The organism is Streptomyces sp. CA-210063, assembly GCF_024612015.1.
Classification (GTDB): Bacteria; Actinomycetota; Actinomycetes; order Streptomycetales; family Streptomycetaceae; genus Streptomyces.
The window spans coordinates 3856110-3876916 of the sequence record NZ_CP102512.1 but is presented as its reverse complement, the minus strand read 5'-3'; the positions used below and the strand labels follow the sequence as shown (position 1 = coordinate 3876916).

Here is a 20807-nt window from a genome sequence, read left to right as displayed (position 1 = left end):
CCCCCCGAGCCGAGGAGGCAGCCGATGAGCGCCTGGCAGCCGCTGCCGGACGAACTCCCCCCGGAGGTACAGCACTTCGTTGAGCAGCTGCGCCTGCTGAAGGACCGCACGGGACTCAGTCTCGTCGCGCTCGCCGCGCGCACCGCGTACAGCAAGTCCTCCTGGCAGCGGTACCTCAACGCGACGCAGCCCCCGCCCCGCCAGGCGGTCGTCGCCCTGTGCCGGGTCGCGGGGGAGGACGCCGAACGCTTCGGAGTGCGCTGGGAACTGGCCGTACGGGTCTGGCCGCGCCCGGCGACGCAGACCGTGCCCCCGGCCCAGCCGCCCAGCACCACGGCAGAGGGGGCGGGCGCGGAAGCCGGCTCGGAGGCGTACGAGGACGACCCCACGCTCCCCTGGTGGGACACCCCCGCCGAGGAGCCGGAGCCCCGCCCGCCCGGCCGCATCGCCCTCTACGCCGCGCTCGCCGTCCTCGTCGCCCTGGCCCTCGTCGGCGTCGCGCTGATAGGGGCCGTCACGTTGCCGTGACGGCCCCTTGCCCGCGGTTACAGGCCCGTGGTTACAGGCCCGTGATTACAGGCCCGGTGCTACGGGGCTGGCGGCACAGCCCCGGTGTCACAGGTCGCTCAGCTCCGCCAGTTGTACGCGGCGACCTTCCACTTCGAGCCGATCCTGACGTAGTACTCCCCGTCGAGCCGCTTGAAGTCCACCTTGTTCACCAGACCCGAGTAGGTGACGAGACCGTCGCTGGACGGCCCGTCCAGGAAACCGTCGGCCTGCCCGAAGGTCTCCTTGCCGACGATCCCGTCGACGTCCTCCAACTCCTCCTGCGCCTGCCAGTACTTGGTCGCCGAGCGGGTCTTCCAGCCGAAGATCCCGTCGATGTCCGACGCGGTGAAGGTGTGCAGATCCCCGCTGGAGTCCTTCCACCTGGCGCCGTCGGCGTACAGCACGCTCTGCCACAGCCGCGTCGCGTTGCTCTTGGAGTGCTTGTTGACGGACAGCGTGCCCTCGTCGCCCCAGTCGTTGTACGCGGCTCCGGAGCCGTCGACGACGTGCGGCCCGGAGGCCGTGGCGAGCGGAGCGGCGGCGCCGAGCGCGAGCCCGGCCGAGGCCGTCACGGCGACGGCCGCGAGCAGCAGCCTGGCCTTGTGTTGCATGTGATCCCCCTGGTCCCCGTTGACCTTTCGACATTCACTGACGCACACGGTCTGACGCACACGGTCCCGTCGAGGCGTATGAGGTGTACGAGGCGTACAAGCCCCTGTTCGACTCACGTGACTGTGCATGTGTGCTCGCTGTGTCGATGTGTTGACAAGTTCGAGGATTTCGCGTCGACCCGCTCAACACCAGGTCTAACGTGAGCATTTGGGACGGTCCGGGATGTCCCACGCGTGGACCTGCCATTCCGCCCGGAAATCCGGGAAGCCGGTGGGACACTGGACCACAGGCCGTTGAGGGGGCGTGCAACGGCGCATGCTCCGGCCCGAAATGCTCCCGCACGCCCCTTTCCAGGGAACTGACATCCCGGCCGGGCGCATCCCAGTGGGTAGTCCAGAACGGGGCTCCGGCGAGGGCCTCGGCTCGGTCCCGGACCAGGATTCAGCGAGGGCATCATGCGCGGCACAGGGATAGTCGGCACGGGGGAAAGTGCAGAGACATCCGGGGGAAAGAGGGGGGAAGCAATGCCTCGTTGGAGGGCCTTGCCCGATGAACTCGATTCACAGGTCAGGGAGTTCGCCGGCCAGCTGCGCCGGCTCGTCGACCGCAGTGGACTGAGCATCGCAGCGGTGGCCGACCGCACGGGCTACAGCAAGACGTCCTGGGAGCGGTATCTCAACGGCAGACTGCTCGCGCCGAAAGGCGCGATCGTCGCGTTGGCCGAGGTGACCGGTACCAATCCCGTCCATCTCACCACCATGTGGGAGCTGGCCGAGCGCGCCTGGAGCCGCTCGGAGATGCGCCACGACATGACCATGGAAGCGATCCGTATCTCCCAGGCGCGGGCCGCGCTGGGCGAGACGGGGGGCCAGTCGACCGTCAGGGGCGGCAAGAACGGCAGAGCGAGCCGGAGCGCGACCGCGACTCCGGGCGTGGCGGGCCCGGCGGGTGTCTCCCCGACGGTCCCGCCGCAGCCGCGCTCCCCGGGCGAGGAGCGCACCGCGCGCCCGCCGTACGGGGGTTCGGCCACGCCGTCCACCCCGGCACCGTCCTCTTCCTCCGCGTCCTCCTCTTCCTCGGCCTCGCCGTACGGCGGCAGTGGCGGCGCGGGAGCCGTGGCCGGCGGCGCGCCTCGCGTCAGCTGGGGGGCATCGCCATCGGCATCGCCGTCGTCTTCCTCTCCGTCCTCCGCATCGCCGTCGGGCCCGGCCGGGGGAGCCCCGTCGTCGGCCTCTTCGTCGTCGGCGTCGTCGGCGTCCTCGGTCCGCGTCCCGGCCGGCGCGTCGGTTCCCGCTGATGCCCAGGTTTCCGGTGGTACCTCGGTGCCGTCCGGTGTGTTCGGGCCGCCGCCGGGCGGTGGCGGCCGTTCCGACGACGGCGATTCCCCGCCCAGGCGGCGGGTGTTGATGTTCCTCGCGGGAGCCGTCGGAGCGCTCGTCGTGATCGCGACGGCCTTCCTGTTCACCAACGGTGACGGCAAGGACCGGGCCGGGGACAGGCCGTCGGCGTCGCCGACGACCTCGACCGGCACGAACGCCGACCTCCCGGCCGGCGTGAAGTGCAGCGGCGAGGACTGCGACGGCAAGGACCCGGAGACCATGGGGTGCATCGGCAACCTCGTGCGGACCACCGACGAGGCCGTCGTGGGCACGACCAAGGTCGAGGTCCGGTACAGCAAGACCTGCCAGGCCGCCTGGGCCCGCATCACCGGCGCCGCCCAGGGCGACGAGGTCCAGGTCACGGTCGGCAGGACCAAGCAGACCGCCGCGATCGAGGCGGCCGGCGACAACATCGCCTACACCCAGATGATCGTGGTGAAGGACGCGGGCGAAGCCACGGCCTGCGTGACGCTGGCGTCGGGGCAGAAGGGCTGCACGGAGTAGGGGGCGCGCCCGCGCCCCGTAGGGGCGCGGGGCGGTGACATGTGCGGCTCCGCCGCGTGGGCGCGACGAGCTCCCACCGGGCCGCCAGTCGAACAACTCACCGTAATTGCCCCTGCCGAAAAAGTAATCACGGTGTAAGGGGAATGCCCGCCGCACTCCGGGGCATGCGGACAGTACCCCCACGGGAGTCCGGCCCACCCGGGAGATCGCACCCCCTCCCGGCCCGGCACCCCCACAAGGCGGCCGCCTTGGTCCCCTCTCCCGGACCGGCGGCCGCCTCTTCCTATGGCCCGACCCGCGGAGCGGTAACGCGCGGCGCGACTTGTGGGCTGGGCCACACGGACCCGGACGTCCGGGATCCCGGATGCGCGATAGCCTGACCACCGATCTCTCTTGACGCCAAGAGATCGATCATTTGTACGTCCCACCAGGGGCAGGGACGCCCCACCGCCAGCTGTCATACGGAGAACGCCATGACCCGCACTCCCGTGAACGTCACCGTCACCGGCGCGGCCGGCCAGATCGGTTACGCCCTGCTCTTCCGCATCGCCTCCGGCCAGCTGCTCGGCGCGGACGTGCCGGTCAAGCTCCGCCTGCTGGAGATCACGCCGGCGCTGAAGGCCGCCGAGGGCACCGCCATGGAGCTCGACGACTGCGCCTTCCCGCTCCTTCAGGGCATCGACATCACGGACGACCCGAACGTAGCCTTCGACGGCGCCAACGTGGGCCTGCTCGTCGGCGCCCGCCCCCGTACCAAGGGCATGGAGCGCGGCGACCTGCTCGAGGCCAACGGTGGCATCTTCAAGCCGCAGGGCAAGGCCATCAACGACCACGCCGCGGACGACATCAAGGTCCTGGTCGTCGGCAACCCGGCCAACACCAACGCCCTCATCGCCCAGGCCGCCGCGCCGGACGTCCCGGCCGAGCGCTTCACCGCGATGACCCGTCTGGACCACAACCGCGCGCTGACCCAGCTGTCGAAGAAGACGGGCGTCCCGGTCTCCGAGATCAAGAAGCTCACGATCTGGGGCAACCACTCCGCGACCCAGTACCCGGACATCTTCCACGCCACGGTCGGCGGCAAGAACGCGGCCGAGGTCGTGAACGACGAGAAGTGGCTGGCCGAGGAGTTCATCCCGACCGTCGCCAAGCGCGGTGCCGCCATCATCGAGGCCCGTGGCGCCTCGTCGGCCGCCTCCGCCGCCAACGCCGCGATCGACCACATCTACACCTGGGTCAACGGCACCGCCGAGGGCGACTGGGCTTCCATGGGCATCCCGTCCGACGGTTCCTACGGCGTGGCCGAGGGCCTCATCTCCTCCTTCCCCGTCACCGTCAAGGACGGCACGTACGAGATCGTCCAGGGCCTGGAGATCAACGAGTTCTCCCGCGCCCGTATCGACGCCTCGGTGCAGGAGCTGGCGGAGGAGCGCGACGCGGTCCGCGCGCTCGGCCTTCTCTGACAGCAGCTCCAAGCTCCATAGCCTGCGCACACAGGCCCTGTCCCGGTTCCGACCGGACAGGGCCTGTTCGGCGTGTAGCGGCGTACACGCGTCACCGGCGCCGTGGCGTCGCGAGCCTCTTCTCGAAGAAGTGGGCCCCGTACACGTCGTCGTTGTAGCGGGGAATCTCGGTGTACCCGCACGTCCGGTACATCACCTGGGCCTCCGTCAACGAGGCATGCGTATCGAGCCGTACGACGCCGAAACCGCGCTCGGTGGCCGCCCGTTCCAGCTCCCCGAGCAGCCGCCGGGCGAGCCCGAGCCGTCGGGCTCCGGGATGCACCCACACATGCTTGATCTCCCCGACCCGGCCCCGGGGGTCGAGCGTCCGCAGCGCCCCGCACCCCACGGCCCGGTCCTCCTCGTAGGCGACGAGGAAGACCCCCGCGTCCCCCGAGACCTCATGGGGCGGCACGAGGGTGGCCGGGTCGTATCCCTCGGGAAACCGCTCGTCGATGTCGGCGGCGTAGGCGTCGAGGCAGGCGCGGGCGTCGTCCGAGCCGCCGTCCACGGCCTCGATCCGGATCGCGGCGAGCCGCAGCAGCCGTCGCGCCGACGCCAGCGCATCGGTCAACTCGCCCCGCTGCGCCGGACTCAGCCCCCGCAACAGTCCCTCGGCCAGCGCGTCGGCCCGCCGGTTCTGCTCATCGACCTCGGAGCGGCCCGCCGGCGTCAACTCGGCGACCCGCACCCGGCTGTCCCCGCCATGCACCCCCACCCGGACCAGCCCCTGACCCTCCAGGGCCTTGACCATCCGGCTCAGATATCCGGCGTCCAGCCCGAGCCGCGCCCGCAACTCCCGCAGGGAAGCGCCCGCGCCGCCCGCGCCGACCTCCCCGATCTCGAAGAGCAGCCGCGCTTCACCGAGCGGCCGGTCCTGCCCGAGGTAGTGATCGTCCAACGCCCCGATACGACGGGTGAAGTAACGGTTGAACCGCCGCAGGCTCCGCACATCCCGCACGGCCACCGGCTCGGACTGCTGCTTGGCCTCCATATTCCTTTGACTTTAGTCAAGGGAAAACCGGATGTCGACGCAATGCCGGATGTCGCCGAGGCCTCGCCCGGCGGGCGTGGACCGTGGCTCAGATCTTCTCCAGTTCGCTCTGGAGCTTCGAGACGTCGATCGAGTCGTCTGCCGAAGGGGTCTCGGAGGGGACCGGCTCGTCGTAGTCGGTGAAGGTCATGGTGATGTCGGAGCCGTCGCCCTTCGTGGTGGCCTTGACCAGGTGGTGGTCGGAGTCGGTGGTGATGTGGAGGGTGGTGGTCTCACCGTCCTCCGTCTGGGAGACGGGGACGACCTCGTCGCCGTCGACGGTGGTTTCGTCGCCCTTCTTCAGGGGCGCGGCCTCGTCGGAGTCGTCATCGGTGAGCCCCTCCTGGAAGGCATTGAGGTCGCAGGTGTCGGCCATGCCCTTGAGGAGGGCGTCGGACGTGGAGCCGTGGATGTAGCGGTTCTTGAAGAGCTCGGCGGCCGCCTCGCCCTCGGCGCCGGGGATCTGGGCCTTCCAGAAGTCGGCGTCCGGCTTCATCCAGACCTCGTCGTCCTGTTTGACGATCTCGACGCTGCCGCCGTCCCTGCCCATGTCCAGGGAACCGGCGCAGTTGCCGTCCTGGTCGAGCGCGAGATCCATCGAGGTCGGCTGTGTGGAACTGGTCTCCGTGCCCGCGCTCTTGTCGGTGAGTGCGAGGCGGACCGACTTCGCGTCCTGCAGCGCTTCCTGCGCCCGGTCGGAGAGTTCCTGCGCGGACGGGTCATCCACGTGGTCCGCGTACGCCGGTGTGGGGGAGAGGAAGAGGGCCGCTGCCGCCGCGGTGCAGACCGCCACCGCTCCGACGGCGGCTCTTCCGGCATGACTGGGCATCGCGTCACCTCCGCGGTGCGCTCCAGCGACCCGGTGCTCCGGCGCACCACATTTCAGCGTACGGTCGGCCCCCTTCCCCCGCATTTTCATCCCTTCGGGTGGTTTGCCACTCCCTTCGCCAACCACCCGTCTGGGTCGTTGGTCGGGGCGTTGCAGGGCCTGGACCCTGACCACGTGATGTACATCGGCACAACCGGCAAGTCGCTCGCGCCGCGGCTACGGCTCGGGTTGCTGGTGCTGCCACCCCCGCTCATCGCGGAGACCGTCGCGGCGAAGGGCGGTACCGACCGGTCCTGCGGGGTCCACGGCCTGACGACCACCGCTACCCCGCCGGAACACACCTGGACAGGCACCCTCGACGCCCCGTGCACGGCCCTGCTCTGCCCTGACCACCGGAACTCCCCGGGACCCCGACCGGATGATCACCTCCGTGGACGCCGGCTTCCCCCTCGACGCACCCGCCCCACCCGATTGGCCCCTCCAAGGAATCGATCACTAGTCTGAGCGCCGATAACGCATGGACACGTCGCGGTCGGCCATCGCGTACCGCATCGCGAACCGGCCCGGGGACAACGGGCCGTCTGAGCCCGACGGGGGAGCACACATGGGAGAACAGCGCAGGCGGCTGCGGTCCAGCACGGTCGTACTCGGTGGGATGGGCGTCGTCGCGGCGGCCCTGACCTCCTGCGGTTCCGATCCGGACCGCCGTTGCGTGGACCGCGACAGCTACGACTACGCCAACGGCTACAAGATCATCGCCGACAAGAACTGCAATTCGGGTTCCACCTCTTCGTCGTACGGCAAGAACCGCAAGAGCAACAGCAGCGGCAACAGGAGCCGGACCGGTTCGGTCGACGCCGCCTGGTACTACGACTCGGACGTCAGCGGCGGCCGGGCCGACTACGGCACCTTCAGCCGCAGCGAGGCCGTCGACCGGGACGGCTTCGGCTGCTCGGGCTCCGGCTCCAGCGGCGGCTGACCCGGCGGACGAGTCAGAGCCATGGAACGCCGCACCATCGAACCCCGGCCGGGCTGGCAGGAGACCGTCGAGGAACAGGGGCTCATCTACCCCCTGACCCGCCACCCGGACGGTTCCCTGCGCCCGTACTGGGACGAGAGCGCGTACTACGTCTTCTCCCTCCCCGAGGTCGAGGCGCTGGAAGAGGTCGTCGAGGAACTGCACGGCATGTGCCTGGCCGCCGCCGCGCACATCGTCGAGCAGGACCGCTTCGCCGACCTCGGCATCACCGACCCGCGCCTCGCCGACCTCGTCGCCGAGGCGTGGCGCAGGCGGGCCGAACTGCCCTCTGTCTATGGCCGCTTCGACCTCCGCTACGACGGAACCGGCCCCGCCAAACTGCTGGAGTACAACGCCGACACCCCGACCTCGCTCGTCGAGGCGGCCGGCCCCCAGTGGTTCTGGATGGAGGAACGCTTCCCGGGCGCCGACCAGTGGAACTCCCTCCACGAACGCCTCGTCGACACCTGGAAGAAGCAGTCCCCCCTCCTCCCGCCGGGCAACCCCCTCTACTTCGCGCACTCCGCCGGCGACGAGCTCGGCGAGGATCTGATGACGGTCGCCTACCTGAAGGAAACCGCCGAACAGGCCGGCCTCGACACCGACTGGATCTCCATGGAGGACATCGGCTGGGACCGCCTCTCCGAGCGCTTCGTCGACAAGAAGCTCCGCTTCATCCGCAGCATCTTCAAGCTCTATCCCTGGGAGTGGCTCACCACCGACCGCTTCGCCCCGCACGTCCTCGCCACCCTCGACAACGGCGGTGGCACCGGGACCACGATGTGGATCGAGCCCGCCTGGAAGATGCTCCTCAGCAACAAGGCCCTCCTCGCGATCCTCTGGGAGCTGTACCCCGGCCACCCCAACCTCCTCCCCGCCTATCTCGACGGCCCCCGCGAACTGGCCACCACCGCCGGTTATGTCGCCAAGCCCCTCCTCGGCCGCGAGGGCGCCGGCGTCACCCTCCACGACCCGGGCACCGCCCCCGTCCTGCGCGGAGAACCCTGCTGCTACCAGGAGTTGTCCCCCCTCCCGACCTTTGACGGCAACCACGTCGTCCTCGGCGCCTGGGTCGTCGAGGACGAGTCCGCCGGCCTCGGCATCCGCGAGTCCTCGGGCCTGATCACGGACGAGTACGCCCGCTTCCTCCCGCACGTGATCCTCTGACGCGCGCTGTCGCCCGCTCTGTCTCCCGCCCTGTCTCTTCTCGTGGTTCGCATGGTGGACGTCCCGGCCCGGAGCTCGCGGCCGCCCGATAGGGTGACCGGTGGGTCGTGACTGGCGCGCTGGGATGGGACGGACCATCGGGGAGCGGCCCGGGAAAGATGAGTGCCGTGCGCCTGGGCCGTACCGTGAACGCTGAACGCAACGTCCGGAGGTCCCCATGTCAGCTGAGCCCCTCTCCAACGAGTCCACCGCCTTCCGTGCCGCCCTCGATGTGATCCGCGCCGTCGAGCCGCGTGTGGCCGACGCCATCGGCCAGGAGGTCGCCGACCAGCGCGAGATGCTCAAACTGATCGCCTCCGAGAACTACGCCTCCCCGGCCACCCTGCTGGCCATGGGCAACTGGTTCAGCGACAAGTACGCCGAGGGCACCATCGGCCGCCGCTTCTACGCCGGCTGTCGCAATGTCGACACCGTCGAGTCCCTCGCCGCCGAGCACGCCAAGGAACTCTTCGGCGCCCGCCACGCCTATGTCCAGCCGCACTCCGGTATCGACGCCAACCTCGTCGCCTTCTGGTCGGTCCTCGCCCAGCGCGTCGAGGTCCCCGCCCTGGAGAAGGCCGGCGCCCGCCAGGTCAACGACCTCTCCGAGGCCGACTGGGCCGAGCTCCGCCAGGCTTTCGGCAACCAGCGCATGCTCGGCATGTCCCTGGACGCCGGCGGCCACCTCACCCACGGCTTCCGCCCGAACATCTCCGGCAAGATGTTCGACCAGCGCTCCTACGGCACCGACCCCGCCACCGGCCTCATCGACTACGAGGCCCTGCGCACCTCCGCCCGTGACTTCAAGCCGCTGATCATCGTCGCCGGGTACTCCGCCTACCCCCGTCTCGTGAACTTCCGGATCATGCGCGAGATCGCCGACGAGGTCGGCGCCACGCTCATGGTGGACATGGCGCACTTCGCGGGCCTTGTCGCCGGCAAGGTCCTCACCGGCGACTTCGACCCGGTACCGCACGCCCAGATCGTCACCACGACCACCCACAAGTCGCTGCGCGGCCCGCGCGGCGGCATGGTCCTGTGCGACGACTCCCTCAAGGACCAGGTCGACCGCGGCTGCCCGATGGTCCTCGGCGGCCCTCTTCCGCACGTCATGGCAGCCAAGGCCGTCGCCCTCGCTGAGGCCCGCCGGCCCGCCTTCCAGGACTACGCCCAGCGCATCGTCGACAACTCCCGCGCGCTGGCGGAAGGCCTGATGCGCCGGGGCGCGACCCTGGTGACCGGCGGCACCGACAACCACCTCAACCTGATCGATGTCGCCACCTCCTACGGCCTCACCGGCCGTCAGGCCGAGGCCGCGCTGCTCGACTCCGGCATCGTCACCAACCGCAACGCCATCCCGGCCGACCCGAACGGCGCCTGGTACACCTCCGGCATCCGCATCGGTACGCCCGCGCTGACCACGCGTGGTCTGGGCACCGCGGAGATGGACGAGGTCGCCGGCCTCATCGACCGCGTCCTCACCACCACCGAGTCCGGCACCACCAAGTCGGGCGCCCCCTCCAAGGCCCAGCACGTCCTCGACCCGAAGGTCGCCGACGAGATCTCCCGCCGAGCCACCGACCTCGTCGCCGGCTTCCCGCTGTACCCGGAGATCGACCTCGGCTGACCCCGCCGCCCGGCCGACGCCCCTCCTCAGGCGTCGGCCACCGGCCACCGGCGACTGGCCATATCAGCGACTGGCCCTCAGCCGCCGGTCGACCGCCGGCTCCGCCCTCCGCCCTCCCCGCTCACCCTTCGCTCACGCGTCGATCAGCTCCTGACGAGGCCCATGCGGCGGTCCTGGCTTGTGTCGGGCCGCCGCTCGGCGTAGCAGCAGCGTGGCGCCGGAACCAAGGAGCAGGCCCAGACCCAAGGCGGGTATAGCCCACCGGGCGCTGTCGGCCAGGTCGGGTGCGCTCGCTGCGGCCTTGTCGCCGACGGTCTTCTCATCGGTGTCGGCCCGGGCCTCGGCGGGTGCCTGCGTCGACGGAAGCCTGCCCTGCGCCGGGTCGCCCGGGGCGTTGCCCAAGACGCCGAGGTCCACGAGCAGCTTCCTCAGCTCCTCCGGCTGCTTCGCCCTGTGCCAGACGCCATTGCCCCGGGTGTCGGTGCCGTCCCCCATGCCCAGCGTCGTGTGGATCCAGACGTTCTGTGGGTCCGGCGCGGCCGTGTACACCCGGTCCACCCGCCAGGGCGTCACGTCATGGGCCATCCATGTCACATTGACCATGTCGCTGATCTGCTCTCCCCATATGCCCTCCCTTCCCCACTCCGGAGCCTCCTCCCGGCTCCGGTCGAGCTCGGAGCCCGCTGGAGCGAGAAGCTTCTCCAGGCGGCCGTACTCCTCCTGTGTGCCGTGCAGCGAAGCCGTCCGGTGGCTGGTCGGTGAGGCCAGCAGCACGCTGGTCGGTCCGCCGGCCGCCGAAGGCGGTGCCCCCAGCAGGAGCAGGGCGAAAGCCGTGATCAACGCGCCCACCATCGCCGTCAGTTGTCGCAGTCCACGCATCCGACACCCCCCGATCGATCTCGGTGCGGCCCTCCCGCACTCGCGGTGTCACTTCTGGTACACCGCTCGAACCGCCGGGGTTCCCACCCCGGCGGGACCGATGTCGAGGGAATGCGGGCCGCCCCTACTCCAACGACTCCGCGATCTCCCGCGCCCGAGTCTTCGACTCCACGCCCTCCAGCCGCAGCGTGAACTCGTCGTTGTGGACCCACAGCAGCGTGGGCCCCGCGGTACGCTCGGAGCGGGTGAAAAGGGAGCCGTCCTCGGGCGTCATCCAGAAGCGCAGGAGATGCGGCTCGGGGAACCACAACGCGTAGTCGTACGTGCCCCCGCTCAGCTCGATCCACTCCAGCTCCTGCCGGCCCGCCACGCTCTTGGCGTACCCGGGCGCCAGCAGAGCCGCGTACTCGTCGATCCGGACGGTCCGGCCCCGCTCGTCCCAGCAGAGGGTGATCACGAAGCGGTCCTTCGGCGCACGGGTCACGGACACGGCGTCCGGAGTGCCCAGCGCGCCCGGCACGAGCGGAGCGAACCCCGCCCGGCGCCCGGCCTCGGCGAGCGAGACCGGGTCCGGGCAGCCCGGCACCGCCGCTCCTGGCGAAGGGGTCGCCGACGGGTCGTACCGCACCTCGACCCCGCCGAAGTGGAACCAGTCCGCCACCGCCGCCCGCACCGGAGGGGTGAGGACGAGGGCCGTGAGCAGCCCGCACAGCGCGGCGGTGAGCACGCGCAGGCGGAGCCGGGCCCACCGGCGCACCGCCCGCAGCCGCTCGCCCGGCCCGGGTGGCTCGGCCACCGGGGCCGGTACTCCCTCGGCGAGTATCTGTTGCAGGACCCGCTCGACCATGGTCTCGTCCCCGTCGGTCCCAGGCCGGTCCAGCGACCGCCCGAGCGCCCGTAGCTCCTCGGGCAGCCGGACGGCACGCTCATCACTCTCCGTGACCCCGTCGGCCCGGTCCGGGTTCCGGTCCCGGCCCCTCTCGCGATGCCGGTCCCTGCCTTCCTCGTCCGGCTCACTCACTCCCATCACCTCCTCCCCTCACCCCAAGCGCCTCGCCCGGCTCGAACTCCGGCAGCAGTCGGCCCAGCTTGCGCAACGCCCGGCTCAGGCGGGACTTCACCGTGCCCCGGGGCCAGCCCAGGGCGGCGGCCGTCTCGGGCTCGTCCATCTCCAGTAGGTAGCGGTAGGTGACGACGAGCCGATGCTCCTCGCTCAGCTTCTCCAGGGCACCCAGGAGCGCGACGCGGCGCTCTATCTCCAGCGCGGCGGCCGCCGGGTCCGCCGACGGCGGTATCAGTGGCTCGGCCTCGACGAAGGCCGCCTCGCGGTCGGCCAGGGTCCGCTGGCGCCCCGCTGTCCGCACTGTGTTCCTCGTCTCATTGGCCACGATCGACAAAAGCCACGGCCGGAACGCCGCGCCGTCCCGGAAGCGGCCCAGTGAGCAGTACGCCTTGAAGAAGGCCTGCTGCACCACGTCCTCCGCGTCCGCACCGGCGCCGAGCGCCCGGGCCGCCCGCAGCGCGATGCCCGTATGGGCGCGCACCAGCTCCGCATACGCCTCCGGCTCTCCGGCGCGTACGCGTGCGATCACCGCGGCCTCATCGACGATGCGGCCCCCCCTCCCGCGTTCTCACAGAATTGGTACACCGCCCGAGCCCGATCGGTTCCCACCCGTGTCCCGTCTGTTTCCGGTCGGTTCCGGAACGGGCCCCGACACCTGAGAGAATGGTGAGCATGGCCCTTGATCGACCCCGCGTGCTCTCCGGTATCCAGCCCACCGCCGGCTCGTTCCACCTCGGCAACTACCTCGGCGCCGTGCGCCAGTGGGTGGCTCTGCAGGAGTCCCACGACGCGTTCTACATGGTCGTCGACCTGCATGCGATCACCGTCGCGCAGGACCCCGCGGACCTGCGCGGCAACACCCGGCTCGCCGTGGCGCAGCTGCTCGCCGCCGGTCTCGACCCGGAGCGCTGCACGCTCTTCGTCCAGAGCCACGTCCCGGAGCACGCGCAGCTCGGCTGGGTCATGAACTGCCTGACCGGCTTCGGCGAGGCCTCCCGCATGACCCAGTTCAAGGACAAGTCCGCCAAGCAGGGCGCCGACCGCGCGAGCGTCGGCCTCTTCACGTATCCGATCCTCCAGGTCGCCGACATCCTGCTGTACCAGGCGGACGAGGTCCCGGTCGGCGAGGACCAGCGCCAGCACATCGAGCTCACCCGTGACCTCGCCGAGCGCTTCAACGGCCGCTTCGGCGAGACCTTCACGATCCCGAAGCCGTACATCCTGAAGGAGACGGGGAAGATCTACGACCTCCAGGACCCGGCGATCAAGATGAGCAAGTCGGCGTCGACCCCGAAGGGGTTGATCAACCTGCTCGACGATCCCAAGGTCACCGCCAAGAAGGTCAAGAGCGCGGTCACCGACACCGACACGGTGATCCGCTTCGACACCGCGGAGAAGCCGGGCGTCAGCAATCTGCTGGGCATCTACTCGACCCTCACCGGGGCGGGTATCGCGGAACTGGAGGAGAAGTACGTCGGCAAGGGCTACGGTGCGCTCAAGACGGACCTCGCCGAGGTCATGGTCGAGTTCGTGACACCTTTCCGGGAGCGCACCCAGCAGTATCTGGACGACCCGGAGACGCTGGACTCGATCCTGGCCAAGGGCGCCGAGAAGGCGCGCGCCGTCGCCGCGGAGACGCTCTCGCAGGCGTACGACAGGGTGGGCTTCCTGCCCGCCAAGCACTGAACCCGCACCACCTCGGCCCCGAGCGCCGCTCGCACCACCGTTCGCACCACCGACAGCGCCGCACATCACTCCCGCTGCGCCTGCCCGGAACACCGCCGTGGCCGTACAGTCGATAGCCGGCGCGACGGACCGCGACCAACAAGGACATACGACAACTCGCATGACACGACGACAGGAGACGACGTGGGGACCGTAACGATCGGTGTGTCGATCGCGGTCCCGGAGCCCCACGGCAGCCAGCTCCAGGAGCGGCGCGCGGGCTTCGGCGACGCCGCGGCTCACGGCATCCCCACGCATGTCACGCTGCTGCCGCCGACCGAGGTCGAGGACGCCGAACTGCCGGCGATCGAGGCGCACCTCGTCGAGGTCGCGGCGGCCGGCCGGCCCTTCCCGATGCGGCTGTCCGGCACGGGAACGTTCCGCCCGCTGTCGCCTGTCGTGTTCGTGCAGGTCGTCGAGGGGGCCGAGGCCTGCACCTGGTTGCAGAAGCAGGTCCGGGACGCCTCGGGGCCGGTGGCGCGCGAGCTGAACTTCCCGTACCACCCGCATGTCACGGTGGCGCACGGCATCGCCGAGGAGGCGATGGACCGGGCGTTCGAGGCGCTCGCCGACTACGAGGCCCAGTGGCCCTGCACCGGCTTCGCGCTCTACGAGCAGGGCGCCGACGGAGTCTGGCGCAAGCTGCGCGAGTTCGTGTTCGGCGGGACCGTCGTTCCGCCGCAGGCGGGGGCGCCGGTGGGGGACACGACGCTTCCGGCACACTGACGCCAACCGCTGCGCGGGGCGGGGTACGAGGGAGGCGCGTGCGTACGCGCGGGACCGTGGTGGCGCTGGTCGCCTCGCTCACCTTCGCCGTGGCCGGGTGCGGGGCGCTGGGCGGTTCGCCGGAGCGCGCGGAGGAGTCCGGGAAGGCGTCCGGAGGATCGTCCGGCGGCTCCGCGAAGAAGGACAAGTCCTGGTCGTACGACCGGATTCTCGACGGGGCCGCGACCCTGGGGGACCTGGCCGTGGTCGCCGAGGACGACATCTGGGCGTACGGGAGCCGGGAGGGTTCGGGCGGGGAGCGGGAGCAGTTCCTCCTGCGCCACGACGGCTCGGACTGGCGGGAGCAGCCCTTTCCGGACGGCATGGGCACGGACGTGATGGAGGCCCGGCTGGACGCGGTCGGGTCCGGTGGGGTCTGGGTGACCGCGTCCGTCGGTTACTGCAGCCAGGCTCAGACGCGGATCGTTCGCTGGGACGGCACGTCCTGGTCCGCGCTGGAGTCGCTGCCGAGCGGGCGGCTCGTCGATCTCAAGGCCTTCGGTCCGGACGACGTCTGGGCCGTCGTCGGCGAGGACCGGGCCCAGCACTGGGACGGCACCCGGTGGACCGTCATGACCCTGCCCGTCGGCGGTGTCGCCTCCCTCGACGGCGTGGCGGCGGACGACCTGTGGGCCGTGGGGTATCGGGACACCGACGCGGCGGCCGGCGTCGGCGAGACCGAGCTGACCCAGCCCGTCGCCGTGCACTGGGACGGGCGTTCGTGGGAGCGGACCGAGAGGCCCGCGTACCGCTTCCCGGAGCTGGTGCCGCCCGAGCCCGGCGCGTCGCTCGACCTCGTCGTCGCCCTCGCTGTGGACGACGTACGCGCGTACGGGTCGCACTCCTTCAACCACGGTGAGGTCGAGGACGAGCCCGACGACGAGGCGGTACGTATCCGCTGGGACGGGAAGCGTTGGGTGGATCAGGCGGCGGCCCCGGAGGACTGTGCCGAGCGGGTGCCGGTGTTGGGGGACGGGTCCAAGGGGCTGTTCCTGGACAGGAATCGGTATCTCGCCGCGGACGGTACGTGCGGCAGGATCACGTGGTCTCGGCTGCCGGACGAGGGTGGGGTTCGCGAGGACTCCCGGCAGTCGCTCTGGGTGGACGAGCTGGCGCGGCTGCCGGGGAGCGACCGGGTGATCGGGGTCGGGCACGTTCAGATGAGCCAGAGTGGGAGTCCGATGAGCAAGGCGGTTGTCGTTTCGCTCCGGGAAGGGTGATCGGGGTCGTGTCGCGGCTGCCGGTTCGTGGGGCAGCTCGCGCGGTTCCCCGCGCCCCTTTCGGGGCGCCGCCTGATCCGGCGTGAGATCACAGCCCTACAACGGCAGGCGGCGGAACACCGCCCTCGGCACGTGCCGCAGTGCCGCCATCACCAGGCGCAGCGACCCCGGCACCCACACCGTCTCCGAGCGTCGTCGCAGCCCCAGTTCGATGGCGGCCGCCACCGCCTCCGGGGTCGTCGCGAGGGGGGACGCCGGCAGGCCCGCGGTCATGCTGGTGCGGACGAAGCCGGGACGTACGAGCATGACGTGGGCGCCGGTGCCGTGGAGGGCGTCGCCGAGGCCCTGGGTGAACGTGTCGAGGCCGGCCTTGCTGGAGCCGTAGATGAAGTCGGAGCGGCGGGCGCGCTCGGCGGCGACGGAGGACAGGACGACGAGCGAACCGTGGCCCTGGGCCTGGAGGGCTCGCGCGCAGACCAGGGCGGACGAGACGGCGCCCGTGTAGTTGGTCTGGGCGACGCGGGCGGCGGCCACCGGGTCGCGTTCGTCGTTCGCCTGGTCGCCGAGTACGCCGAAGGCGAGGAGGACCATGTCGATGTCGCCCTCCGCGAAGACCTTGCCGAGGATCGCCTCGTGGGACTCGGAGTCGATCGCGTCGAAGGAGACGGTGTGGGTCTCGGCGCCGAGGCCGCGCAGATGGACGGCAGCGCTCTCCAGGGCGGGAGACGGGCGTCCCGCCAGCCACACCGTACGGGTGCGGCGGGCGATCAGACGGCGCGCGGTGGCGAGCGCGATGTCCGACGTACCGCCGAGGATCAGCAGGGACTGGGGGGTGCCGAAGGCGTCCTTCATGACAGCTCCTGGGTGGGGGACAGGGGTTTTCCGAGGGGCTTCCGCCGTGCTGCCGCCGGTTTTCCGCGGGCTGTGGAGGCCGAGGCGCGGGTCCTCACAGGCCCAGGCGGCGGGCCAGGTCCGACACGAAGATCCCGCGGGGGTCCAACTCCCGCCGCAGCGCGCGGAATTCGGGCAGTCGGGGGTACATCGCGGCCAGCAGTTCGGGGCGCAGGCGGGCGTCCTTCGCCAGGGAGACGCGCCCGGCGGCCGCCGCGACCTCCTCGTCGAGCCCGTCCAGGAAGGCGCCCAGGCCGGGCAGGCTCGCCGGGATGTCCAGGGCGAGGGTCCAGCCGGGCATCGGGAAGGACAGCCAGCCGGGGTCGCCCTCGCCGAACCGCTTCAGGACGGCGAGGAAGGAGGGGCAGCGGCGCGCCGAGATCCGGCCCACGATCCGGCGCAGGGCCTCTTCCTGGCCGTACCCGACGACGAACTGGTACCGCACGAAGCCGGAGCGGCCGTAGATCCGGTTCCAGTGCGGGACCCCGTCGCGGGGGTGGAAGAAGGTGGAGATCCGCCGCAGCTCGTCGGAGCGGGCGTGGGGTGCCCGGCGGTACCGGAGCTTGTTGAAGAGGCCCACGGTCGTACGGCCGAGGAGGCCTTCCGGGACGAAGGCGGGGGCGGCCGGGAGGCGGTAAGTTCGGAATTCCAACGGACTCGTGCGTGCGTCCCGGCGTGACATGAGTGCGTCCCTGCGTGAAAACCACCCTCCACGCGCGCGCGTGGAGGGTGGTTTCGACGGCTCCAGCGCGTCCAGGGGAGTGTGTTCGCCGCGCGTCAGGACGGCGCGGCCCGTCGACGCACCTCTCGCGAGCAGGTCGATCCAGGCGACGGAGTAGCGGTAGTAGCGGTCCGTGACCGTGAGGCGGGCGAGGAGGTCGTCGAGGTCGCGGGCGCGTTCGGTGTCGACGGACATCCAGGATGTCTCGACCGGGAGGAGCCGGACGGTCGCGGTGAGGATGACGCCGGTCAGGCCCATGCCGCCGGCCGTGGCGTCGAAGAGCGGGGTGCCGGGGACGACCGTGCGGATCTCACCGTCCGCCGTCAGTAGTTCGAGGGACAGGACGTGGCGGGCGAACGACCCGGAGACGTGGTGGTTCTTGCCGTGGATGTCGGCCGCGATGGCACCGCCGACGGTCACCTGGCGGGTCCCCGGGGTCACCGGCACGAACCAGCCGAGGGGGAGCAGGACCTCCATCAGCCGGTGCAGGGAGACGCCCGCGTCGCAGACGACGGTGCCGCCGTCCGCGTCGATGGCGTGGACACGGTCGAGGCCTGTCATGTCGAGGACGGCCCCGCCCGCGTTCTGCGCCGCGTCCCCGTACGCCCGCCCCAGCCCCCGGGCGATCCCGCCCCGTGCCCCGCACGCCTGTACGGCGGCCGCGGCCTCCTCGTACGTACGCGGGCGGATCAGCCGGGCGGCTGTCGGGGCGGTGCGGCCCCAGCCGGTGACGGGGGTGGTGCGGCCGGGGGAGAGGCGTGAGGGGGCCGGGTTGGCTGCGGCGGCGTCGGCTGGCATGCTCGCGACCGTATCGCCGCGTATGGGGATGAAGTGGGCGCGTCGGTGCGGGCGCTCTGCCGCCTCACCGAAACGGGTGATTCATGGGATGTCGTTCAAGAAGGCCGTAATTCCTGGACGGGGATCTCCGGGCCGGGGCGCGAGTGGTCGGCATCGGCCGGTCGCAACTGGGGCAGAGTTCGGATCATGGACTGGCTGAAAAAGCTTCCCGGGGTCGGTCCCCTGGTCGAGCGCCTGATGACGACGCACGCGTGGCGGTCGTACGAACGGCTGGAGCGGGTGAAGTGGACGCGGCTGGCCGCGGCGATGACCTTCATCAGCTTCCTGGCGCTGTTCCCGCTGCTGACCGTGGCCGCCGCCATCGGCGCGGCGACCCTGAGCGAGGACAGGCAGCAGGACCTGGAGGACAGGCTCGCCGAACAGGTGCCCGGTATCTCCGACCAGTTGGACATCGCCGGCCTCGTCGACAACGCCGGCACCGTCGGGATCATCGCCGGCGCGCTGCTGCTCTTCACTGGTATCGGCTGGGTCGGCGAGATGCGCGGCTGTCTGCGCGCGGTCTGGGAGAAGCCGGACCCCGACGAGAACCCCGTCCTCGCCAAGGCCAAGGACACGGGCGTCCTCGTCGGCCTCGGCGGCGCGGTCGTGCTCTCCCTCGCCGCCTCCACCGTGGCCTCCTGGGCCGTCGGCTGGATCGCCGACCAACTCGGCATCGACCGCGACGGCTGGGGCGGCATCCTCCTCCGCGTCGCCGCGTTCGCCGTGGCCGTCCTCGCCGGCTTCCTGCTCCTCCTCTACGCCCTCACCCTGCTCCCGGGCGTGCAGCCACCCCGCCGCCGCTTGGTCGTGGCCGCCCTCATAGGAGCCGTGGGCTTCGAACTCCTCAAGCTCCTCCTCAGCGGCTACATGCAGGGCGTCGCCTCCAAGAGCATGTACGGCGCCTTCGGAGTCCCCATCGCCCTGCTGTTGTGGATCAACTTCACGGCGAAGCTCCTGCTGTACTGCGCGGCATGGACAGCGGAGGGCGGCAAGGAGGAGAGCGCTATGGAAACACCGGATGAGGACAGCGCCTCGTAAGGGGCGCGGGGCTGTATCGATAGGCGGCTCCGCCGCGCGGGCGCGATCAACCACGAGGAACCCGCACCCCGCATCCGGCAGCAACCAGGCAGACGCTCCCCGACCGCCCTACTTCCGTCGCCGCAGAGGCCACTTCCAGTTCACCAGGAACACCCCACCCGCCAGCAACACCAGCACCCCACCCATGATCCCCAGCGCGACCCCGATCCCGCTGGACCCGCCGGAGGCGCCCGCGGCAACAGACTTGCCCCCCGTCCCGCCAGAGGCGGACGCAGAGGCCGTGGCTCCCGGCTGAGCACTGGAGTCCGCTTCCTCACCGGAGGTGTCCGCACCCTTGGGCGGCACCAACTCCCCCACGGGATCGACCTTGCCCGCCGCCTTGAACCCCCAGTCCAGGAGGCTCGCCGTCTCCTTGTAGACCTGGTTGGGCTCGTCCTTCTCCGGATGCATGACGGTGACGAGGAGCACCCGGCCGTCCCGCTCGGCGACCCCGGTGAACGTCGCGCCCGCGTTCGTGGTGTTGCCGTTCTTCACACCCGCGATGCCTTGGTAGGAGTCGAGGCCGCTGCCACCCGTGAGCAGTCGGTTGGTGTTCTGGATCTCGAAGGACGACCGGCTCTTCTTGCCGTTCTTGCCCTTCTTGGTCTCGCCCGGGAACTTCGCGCGGACGGTGGAGCAGTACTCCCGGAAGTCCTTCTTCTGCAGCCCCGACCGGGCGATCAGGGTCAGGTCGTACGCCGACGACACCTGCCTCCTGGCGTCGTAGCCGTCCGGGCTGACCACGTGTGTGTCGAGGGCCTGGAGCTCCTCGGCGTGCGCGTTCATGTCCGCCACGGTCTGCTTCACGCCGTCGTTCATGGCGGACAGGACATGGACCGCGTCGTTGCCGGAGCGAAGGAAGACACCGAGCCAGAGGTCGTGGACGGTGTACGTCTCGTTCTCCTTTATGCCGACCATGCTGGAGCCCGCGCCGACGCCCGCCAGGTCGGAGGCGACGACCTTGTGTTCCTCGTTCTTGTTGAACTTCGGCAGCAGCGTGTCCGCGAACAGCATCTTCAGCGTGCTCGCCGGGGCCAGCCGCCAGTGGGCGTTGTGCGCGGCCAGCACATCGCCCGACTGGGCGTCCGCGACGATCCACGAACGGGCGCTGATGTCCTTGGGCAGTACGGGCGCGTTGCTGCCCAGGACGGCCTGCGTGCCCGGCTCGCCCAGCAGTTCGCCCCCGACGGTCGACATGCTCGCCGGGGGAGTCGCGGACGGCGAGGCGCTCGAACTGGGTGACGGCTTCGCCGCGAAGGCGGGGGCGGCCGTCAGCGTCGTCAGTGACGTCAGCGAGAGGGACAGCAGGGTGGCTGAGGTGACCAGCAGGGGGCGCCTGGCGGTCTTCTTGGAGGCGGACACGATCGAGA

19 protein-coding genes, 1 pseudogene and 1 riboswitch are annotated in these 20807 nt (G+C 70.8%); of the genes and pseudogenes, 11 read left to right on the top strand and 9 right to left on the bottom strand.

What is annotated here, in order from left to right; genetic code table 11:
* Positions 1-24 precede the first annotated feature (24 nt).
* Entirely contained in the window at positions 25-528 is a 504-nt protein-coding gene (locus tag JIX56_RS16590) for a helix-turn-helix domain-containing protein (protein ID WP_257541492.1), read from the top strand.
* Between the two features lie 98 nt (positions 529-626).
* Here JIX56_RS16590 and JIX56_RS16585 read toward each other — a convergent pair whose 3' ends face one another.
* Positions 627-1160 carry a peptidoglycan-binding domain-containing protein gene (locus JIX56_RS16585; protein WP_257541490.1) on the bottom strand — a complete coding sequence of 178 codons (534 nt, stop codon included), beginning with the start codon at positions 1158-1160 and terminating at the stop codon, positions 627-629.
* Positions 1161-1703: 543 nt separating this feature from the next.
* Between JIX56_RS16585 and JIX56_RS16580 the strand changes: the two genes are divergently transcribed.
* Positions 1704-3044: a DUF2690 domain-containing protein gene (locus JIX56_RS16580; protein ID WP_443031829.1), complete on the top strand. Its 1341-nt coding sequence runs from the start codon at positions 1704-1706 to the stop codon at positions 3042-3044.
* A 473-nt stretch (positions 3045-3517) separates the two neighbouring features.
* Positions 3518-4507: a malate dehydrogenase gene (locus JIX56_RS16575; RefSeq protein WP_257541486.1), complete on the top strand. Its 990-nt coding sequence runs from the start codon at positions 3518-3520 to the stop codon at positions 4505-4507.
* Positions 4508-4598: 91 nt separating this feature from the next.
* Here the strand turns inward: JIX56_RS16575 and JIX56_RS16570 are convergent, their stop codons facing one another.
* Complete coding sequence (locus JIX56_RS16570; RefSeq protein ID WP_257541484.1) at positions 4599-5540, bottom strand: helix-turn-helix domain-containing GNAT family N-acetyltransferase; 942 nt, start codon at positions 5538-5540, stop codon at positions 4599-4601.
* 88 nt (positions 5541-5628) lie between these two features.
* A complete protein-coding gene (locus JIX56_RS16565; RefSeq protein ID WP_257541482.1) occupies positions 5629-6408 on the bottom strand; it encodes a hypothetical protein in 780 nt (259 codons plus the stop codon).
* A 141-nt stretch (positions 6409-6549) separates the two neighbouring features.
* Between JIX56_RS16565 and JIX56_RS16560 the strand changes: the two are divergent.
* The 4 genes and pseudogenes from JIX56_RS16560 to JIX56_RS16545 form a co-directional block, all read left to right on the top strand.
* A pseudogene (locus tag JIX56_RS16560) lies at positions 6550-6732 on the top strand (PLP-dependent aminotransferase family protein); the annotation flags it as partial.
* Positions 6733-7012: 280 nt separating this feature from the next.
* Complete coding sequence (locus JIX56_RS16555) at positions 7013-7387, top strand: hypothetical protein (RefSeq protein WP_257541480.1); 375 nt, start codon at positions 7013-7015, stop codon at positions 7385-7387.
* A gap of 21 nt (positions 7388-7408) precedes the next feature.
* On the top strand, positions 7409-8593 hold the full coding sequence (locus tag JIX56_RS16550) for a glutathionylspermidine synthase family protein (protein WP_257541478.1): 1185 nt from the start codon (positions 7409-7411) through the stop codon (positions 8591-8593).
* Positions 8594-8690: 97 nt separating this feature from the next.
* Positions 8691-8779: riboswitch (ZMP/ZTP riboswitch) on the top strand.
* 31 nt (positions 8780-8810) lie between these two features.
* Positions 8811-10259, top strand: coding sequence for a glycine hydroxymethyltransferase (locus tag JIX56_RS16545; RefSeq protein ID WP_257541476.1), 1449 nt, complete (start codon positions 8811-8813; stop codon positions 10257-10259).
* 132 nt (positions 10260-10391) lie between these two features.
* Here JIX56_RS16545 and JIX56_RS16540 read toward each other — a convergent pair whose 3' ends face one another.
* From JIX56_RS16540 to JIX56_RS16530, 3 genes are all read right to left on the bottom strand, one after another.
* A complete protein-coding gene (locus JIX56_RS16540; RefSeq protein WP_257541474.1) occupies positions 10392-11138 on the bottom strand; it encodes a hypothetical protein in 747 nt (248 codons plus the stop codon).
* 124 nt (positions 11139-11262) lie between these two features.
* Complete coding sequence (locus JIX56_RS16535; RefSeq protein ID WP_443031828.1) at positions 11263-12159, bottom strand: hypothetical protein; 897 nt, start codon at positions 12157-12159, stop codon at positions 11263-11265.
* A complete protein-coding gene (locus JIX56_RS16530) occupies positions 12152-12730 on the bottom strand; it encodes an RNA polymerase sigma factor (RefSeq protein ID WP_257541470.1) in 579 nt (192 codons plus the stop codon). The genes JIX56_RS16535 and JIX56_RS16530 overlap by 8 nt, the downstream gene beginning before the upstream one ends.
* Positions 12731-12873: 143 nt before the next feature.
* Here JIX56_RS16530 and trpS point away from each other — a divergent pair, with 143 nt between their 5' ends.
* The 3 genes from trpS to JIX56_RS16515 all read left to right on the top strand — a co-directional run bounded on the left by trpS (position 12874) and on the right by JIX56_RS16515 (position 15911).
* Complete coding sequence (gene trpS / locus JIX56_RS16525; RefSeq protein ID WP_257541468.1) at positions 12874-13887, top strand: tryptophan--tRNA ligase; 1014 nt, start codon at positions 12874-12876, stop codon at positions 13885-13887.
* Between the two features lie 183 nt (positions 13888-14070).
* Positions 14071-14652, top strand: coding sequence for a 2'-5' RNA ligase family protein (locus JIX56_RS16520; RefSeq protein ID WP_257541466.1), 582 nt, complete (start codon positions 14071-14073; stop codon positions 14650-14652).
* Between the two features lie 38 nt (positions 14653-14690).
* Complete coding sequence (locus JIX56_RS16515; RefSeq protein WP_257541464.1) at positions 14691-15911, top strand: hypothetical protein; 1221 nt, start codon at positions 14691-14693, stop codon at positions 15909-15911.
* A 96-nt stretch (positions 15912-16007) separates the two neighbouring features.
* Here the strand turns inward: JIX56_RS16515 and JIX56_RS16510 are convergent, their stop codons facing one another.
* Complete coding sequence (locus JIX56_RS16510; protein ID WP_257541463.1) at positions 16008-16763, bottom strand: decaprenylphospho-beta-D-erythro-pentofuranosid-2-ulose 2-reductase; 756 nt, start codon at positions 16761-16763, stop codon at positions 16008-16010.
* 94 nt (positions 16764-16857) lie between these two features.
* Positions 16858-18321 (bottom strand): FAD-binding oxidoreductase, encoded by a 1464-nt coding sequence (locus JIX56_RS16505; RefSeq protein ID WP_257541461.1) that lies wholly within the window; start codon positions 18319-18321, stop codon positions 16858-16860.
* 186 nt (positions 18322-18507) lie between these two features.
* Here JIX56_RS16505 and JIX56_RS16500 point away from each other — a divergent pair, with 186 nt between their 5' ends.
* The gene (locus JIX56_RS16500) at positions 18508-19398 is read left to right on the top strand and encodes a YihY/virulence factor BrkB family protein (RefSeq protein WP_257541459.1); all 891 of its coding nucleotides are present in this window, start codon (positions 18508-18510) and stop codon (positions 19396-19398) included.
* A gap of 108 nt (positions 19399-19506) precedes the next feature.
* Here the strand turns inward: JIX56_RS16500 and JIX56_RS16495 are convergent, their stop codons facing one another.
* A complete protein-coding gene (locus JIX56_RS16495) occupies positions 19507-20799 on the bottom strand; it encodes a D-alanyl-D-alanine carboxypeptidase family protein (protein ID WP_331595248.1) in 1293 nt (430 codons plus the stop codon).
* Positions 20800-20807: the final 8 nt, after the last annotated feature.

Coding starts and splice junctions, on each gene's coding strand:
- JIX56_RS16585 (WP_257541490.1), bottom strand. CDS start 1,160: ATGCAACACAAGGCCAGGCTGCTGCTCGCGGCCGTCGCCGTGACGGCC.
- JIX56_RS16570 (WP_257541484.1), bottom strand. CDS start 5,540: ATGGAGGCCAAGCAGCAGTCCGAGCCGGTGGCCGTGCGGGATGTGCGG.
- JIX56_RS16500 (WP_257541459.1), top strand. CDS start 18,508: ATGGACTGGCTGAAAAAGCTTCCCGGGGTCGGTCCCCTGGTCGAGCGC.
- JIX56_RS16545 (WP_257541476.1), top strand. CDS start 8,811: ATGTCAGCTGAGCCCCTCTCCAACGAGTCCACCGCCTTCCGTGCCGCC.
- JIX56_RS16555 (WP_257541480.1), top strand. CDS start 7,013: ATGGGAGAACAGCGCAGGCGGCTGCGGTCCAGCACGGTCGTACTCGGT.
- trpS (WP_257541468.1), top strand. CDS start 12,874: ATGGCCCTTGATCGACCCCGCGTGCTCTCCGGTATCCAGCCCACCGCC.
- JIX56_RS16540 (WP_257541474.1), bottom strand. CDS start 11,138: ATGCGTGGACTGCGACAACTGACGGCGATGGTGGGCGCGTTGATCACG.
- JIX56_RS16510 (WP_257541463.1), bottom strand. CDS start 16,763: ATGAAGGACGCCTTCGGCACCCCCCAGTCCCTGCTGATCCTCGGCGGT.
- JIX56_RS16565 (WP_257541482.1), bottom strand. CDS start 6,408: ATGCCCAGTCATGCCGGAAGAGCCGCCGTCGGAGCGGTGGCGGTCTGC.
- JIX56_RS16590 (WP_257541492.1), top strand. CDS start 25: ATGAGCGCCTGGCAGCCGCTGCCGGACGAACTCCCCCCGGAGGTACAG.
- JIX56_RS16575 (WP_257541486.1), top strand. CDS start 3,518: ATGACCCGCACTCCCGTGAACGTCACCGTCACCGGCGCGGCCGGCCAG.
- JIX56_RS16505 (WP_257541461.1), bottom strand. CDS start 18,321: ATGCCAGCCGACGCCGCCGCAGCCAACCCGGCCCCCTCACGCCTCTCC.
- JIX56_RS16550 (WP_257541478.1), top strand. CDS start 7,409: ATGGAACGCCGCACCATCGAACCCCGGCCGGGCTGGCAGGAGACCGTC.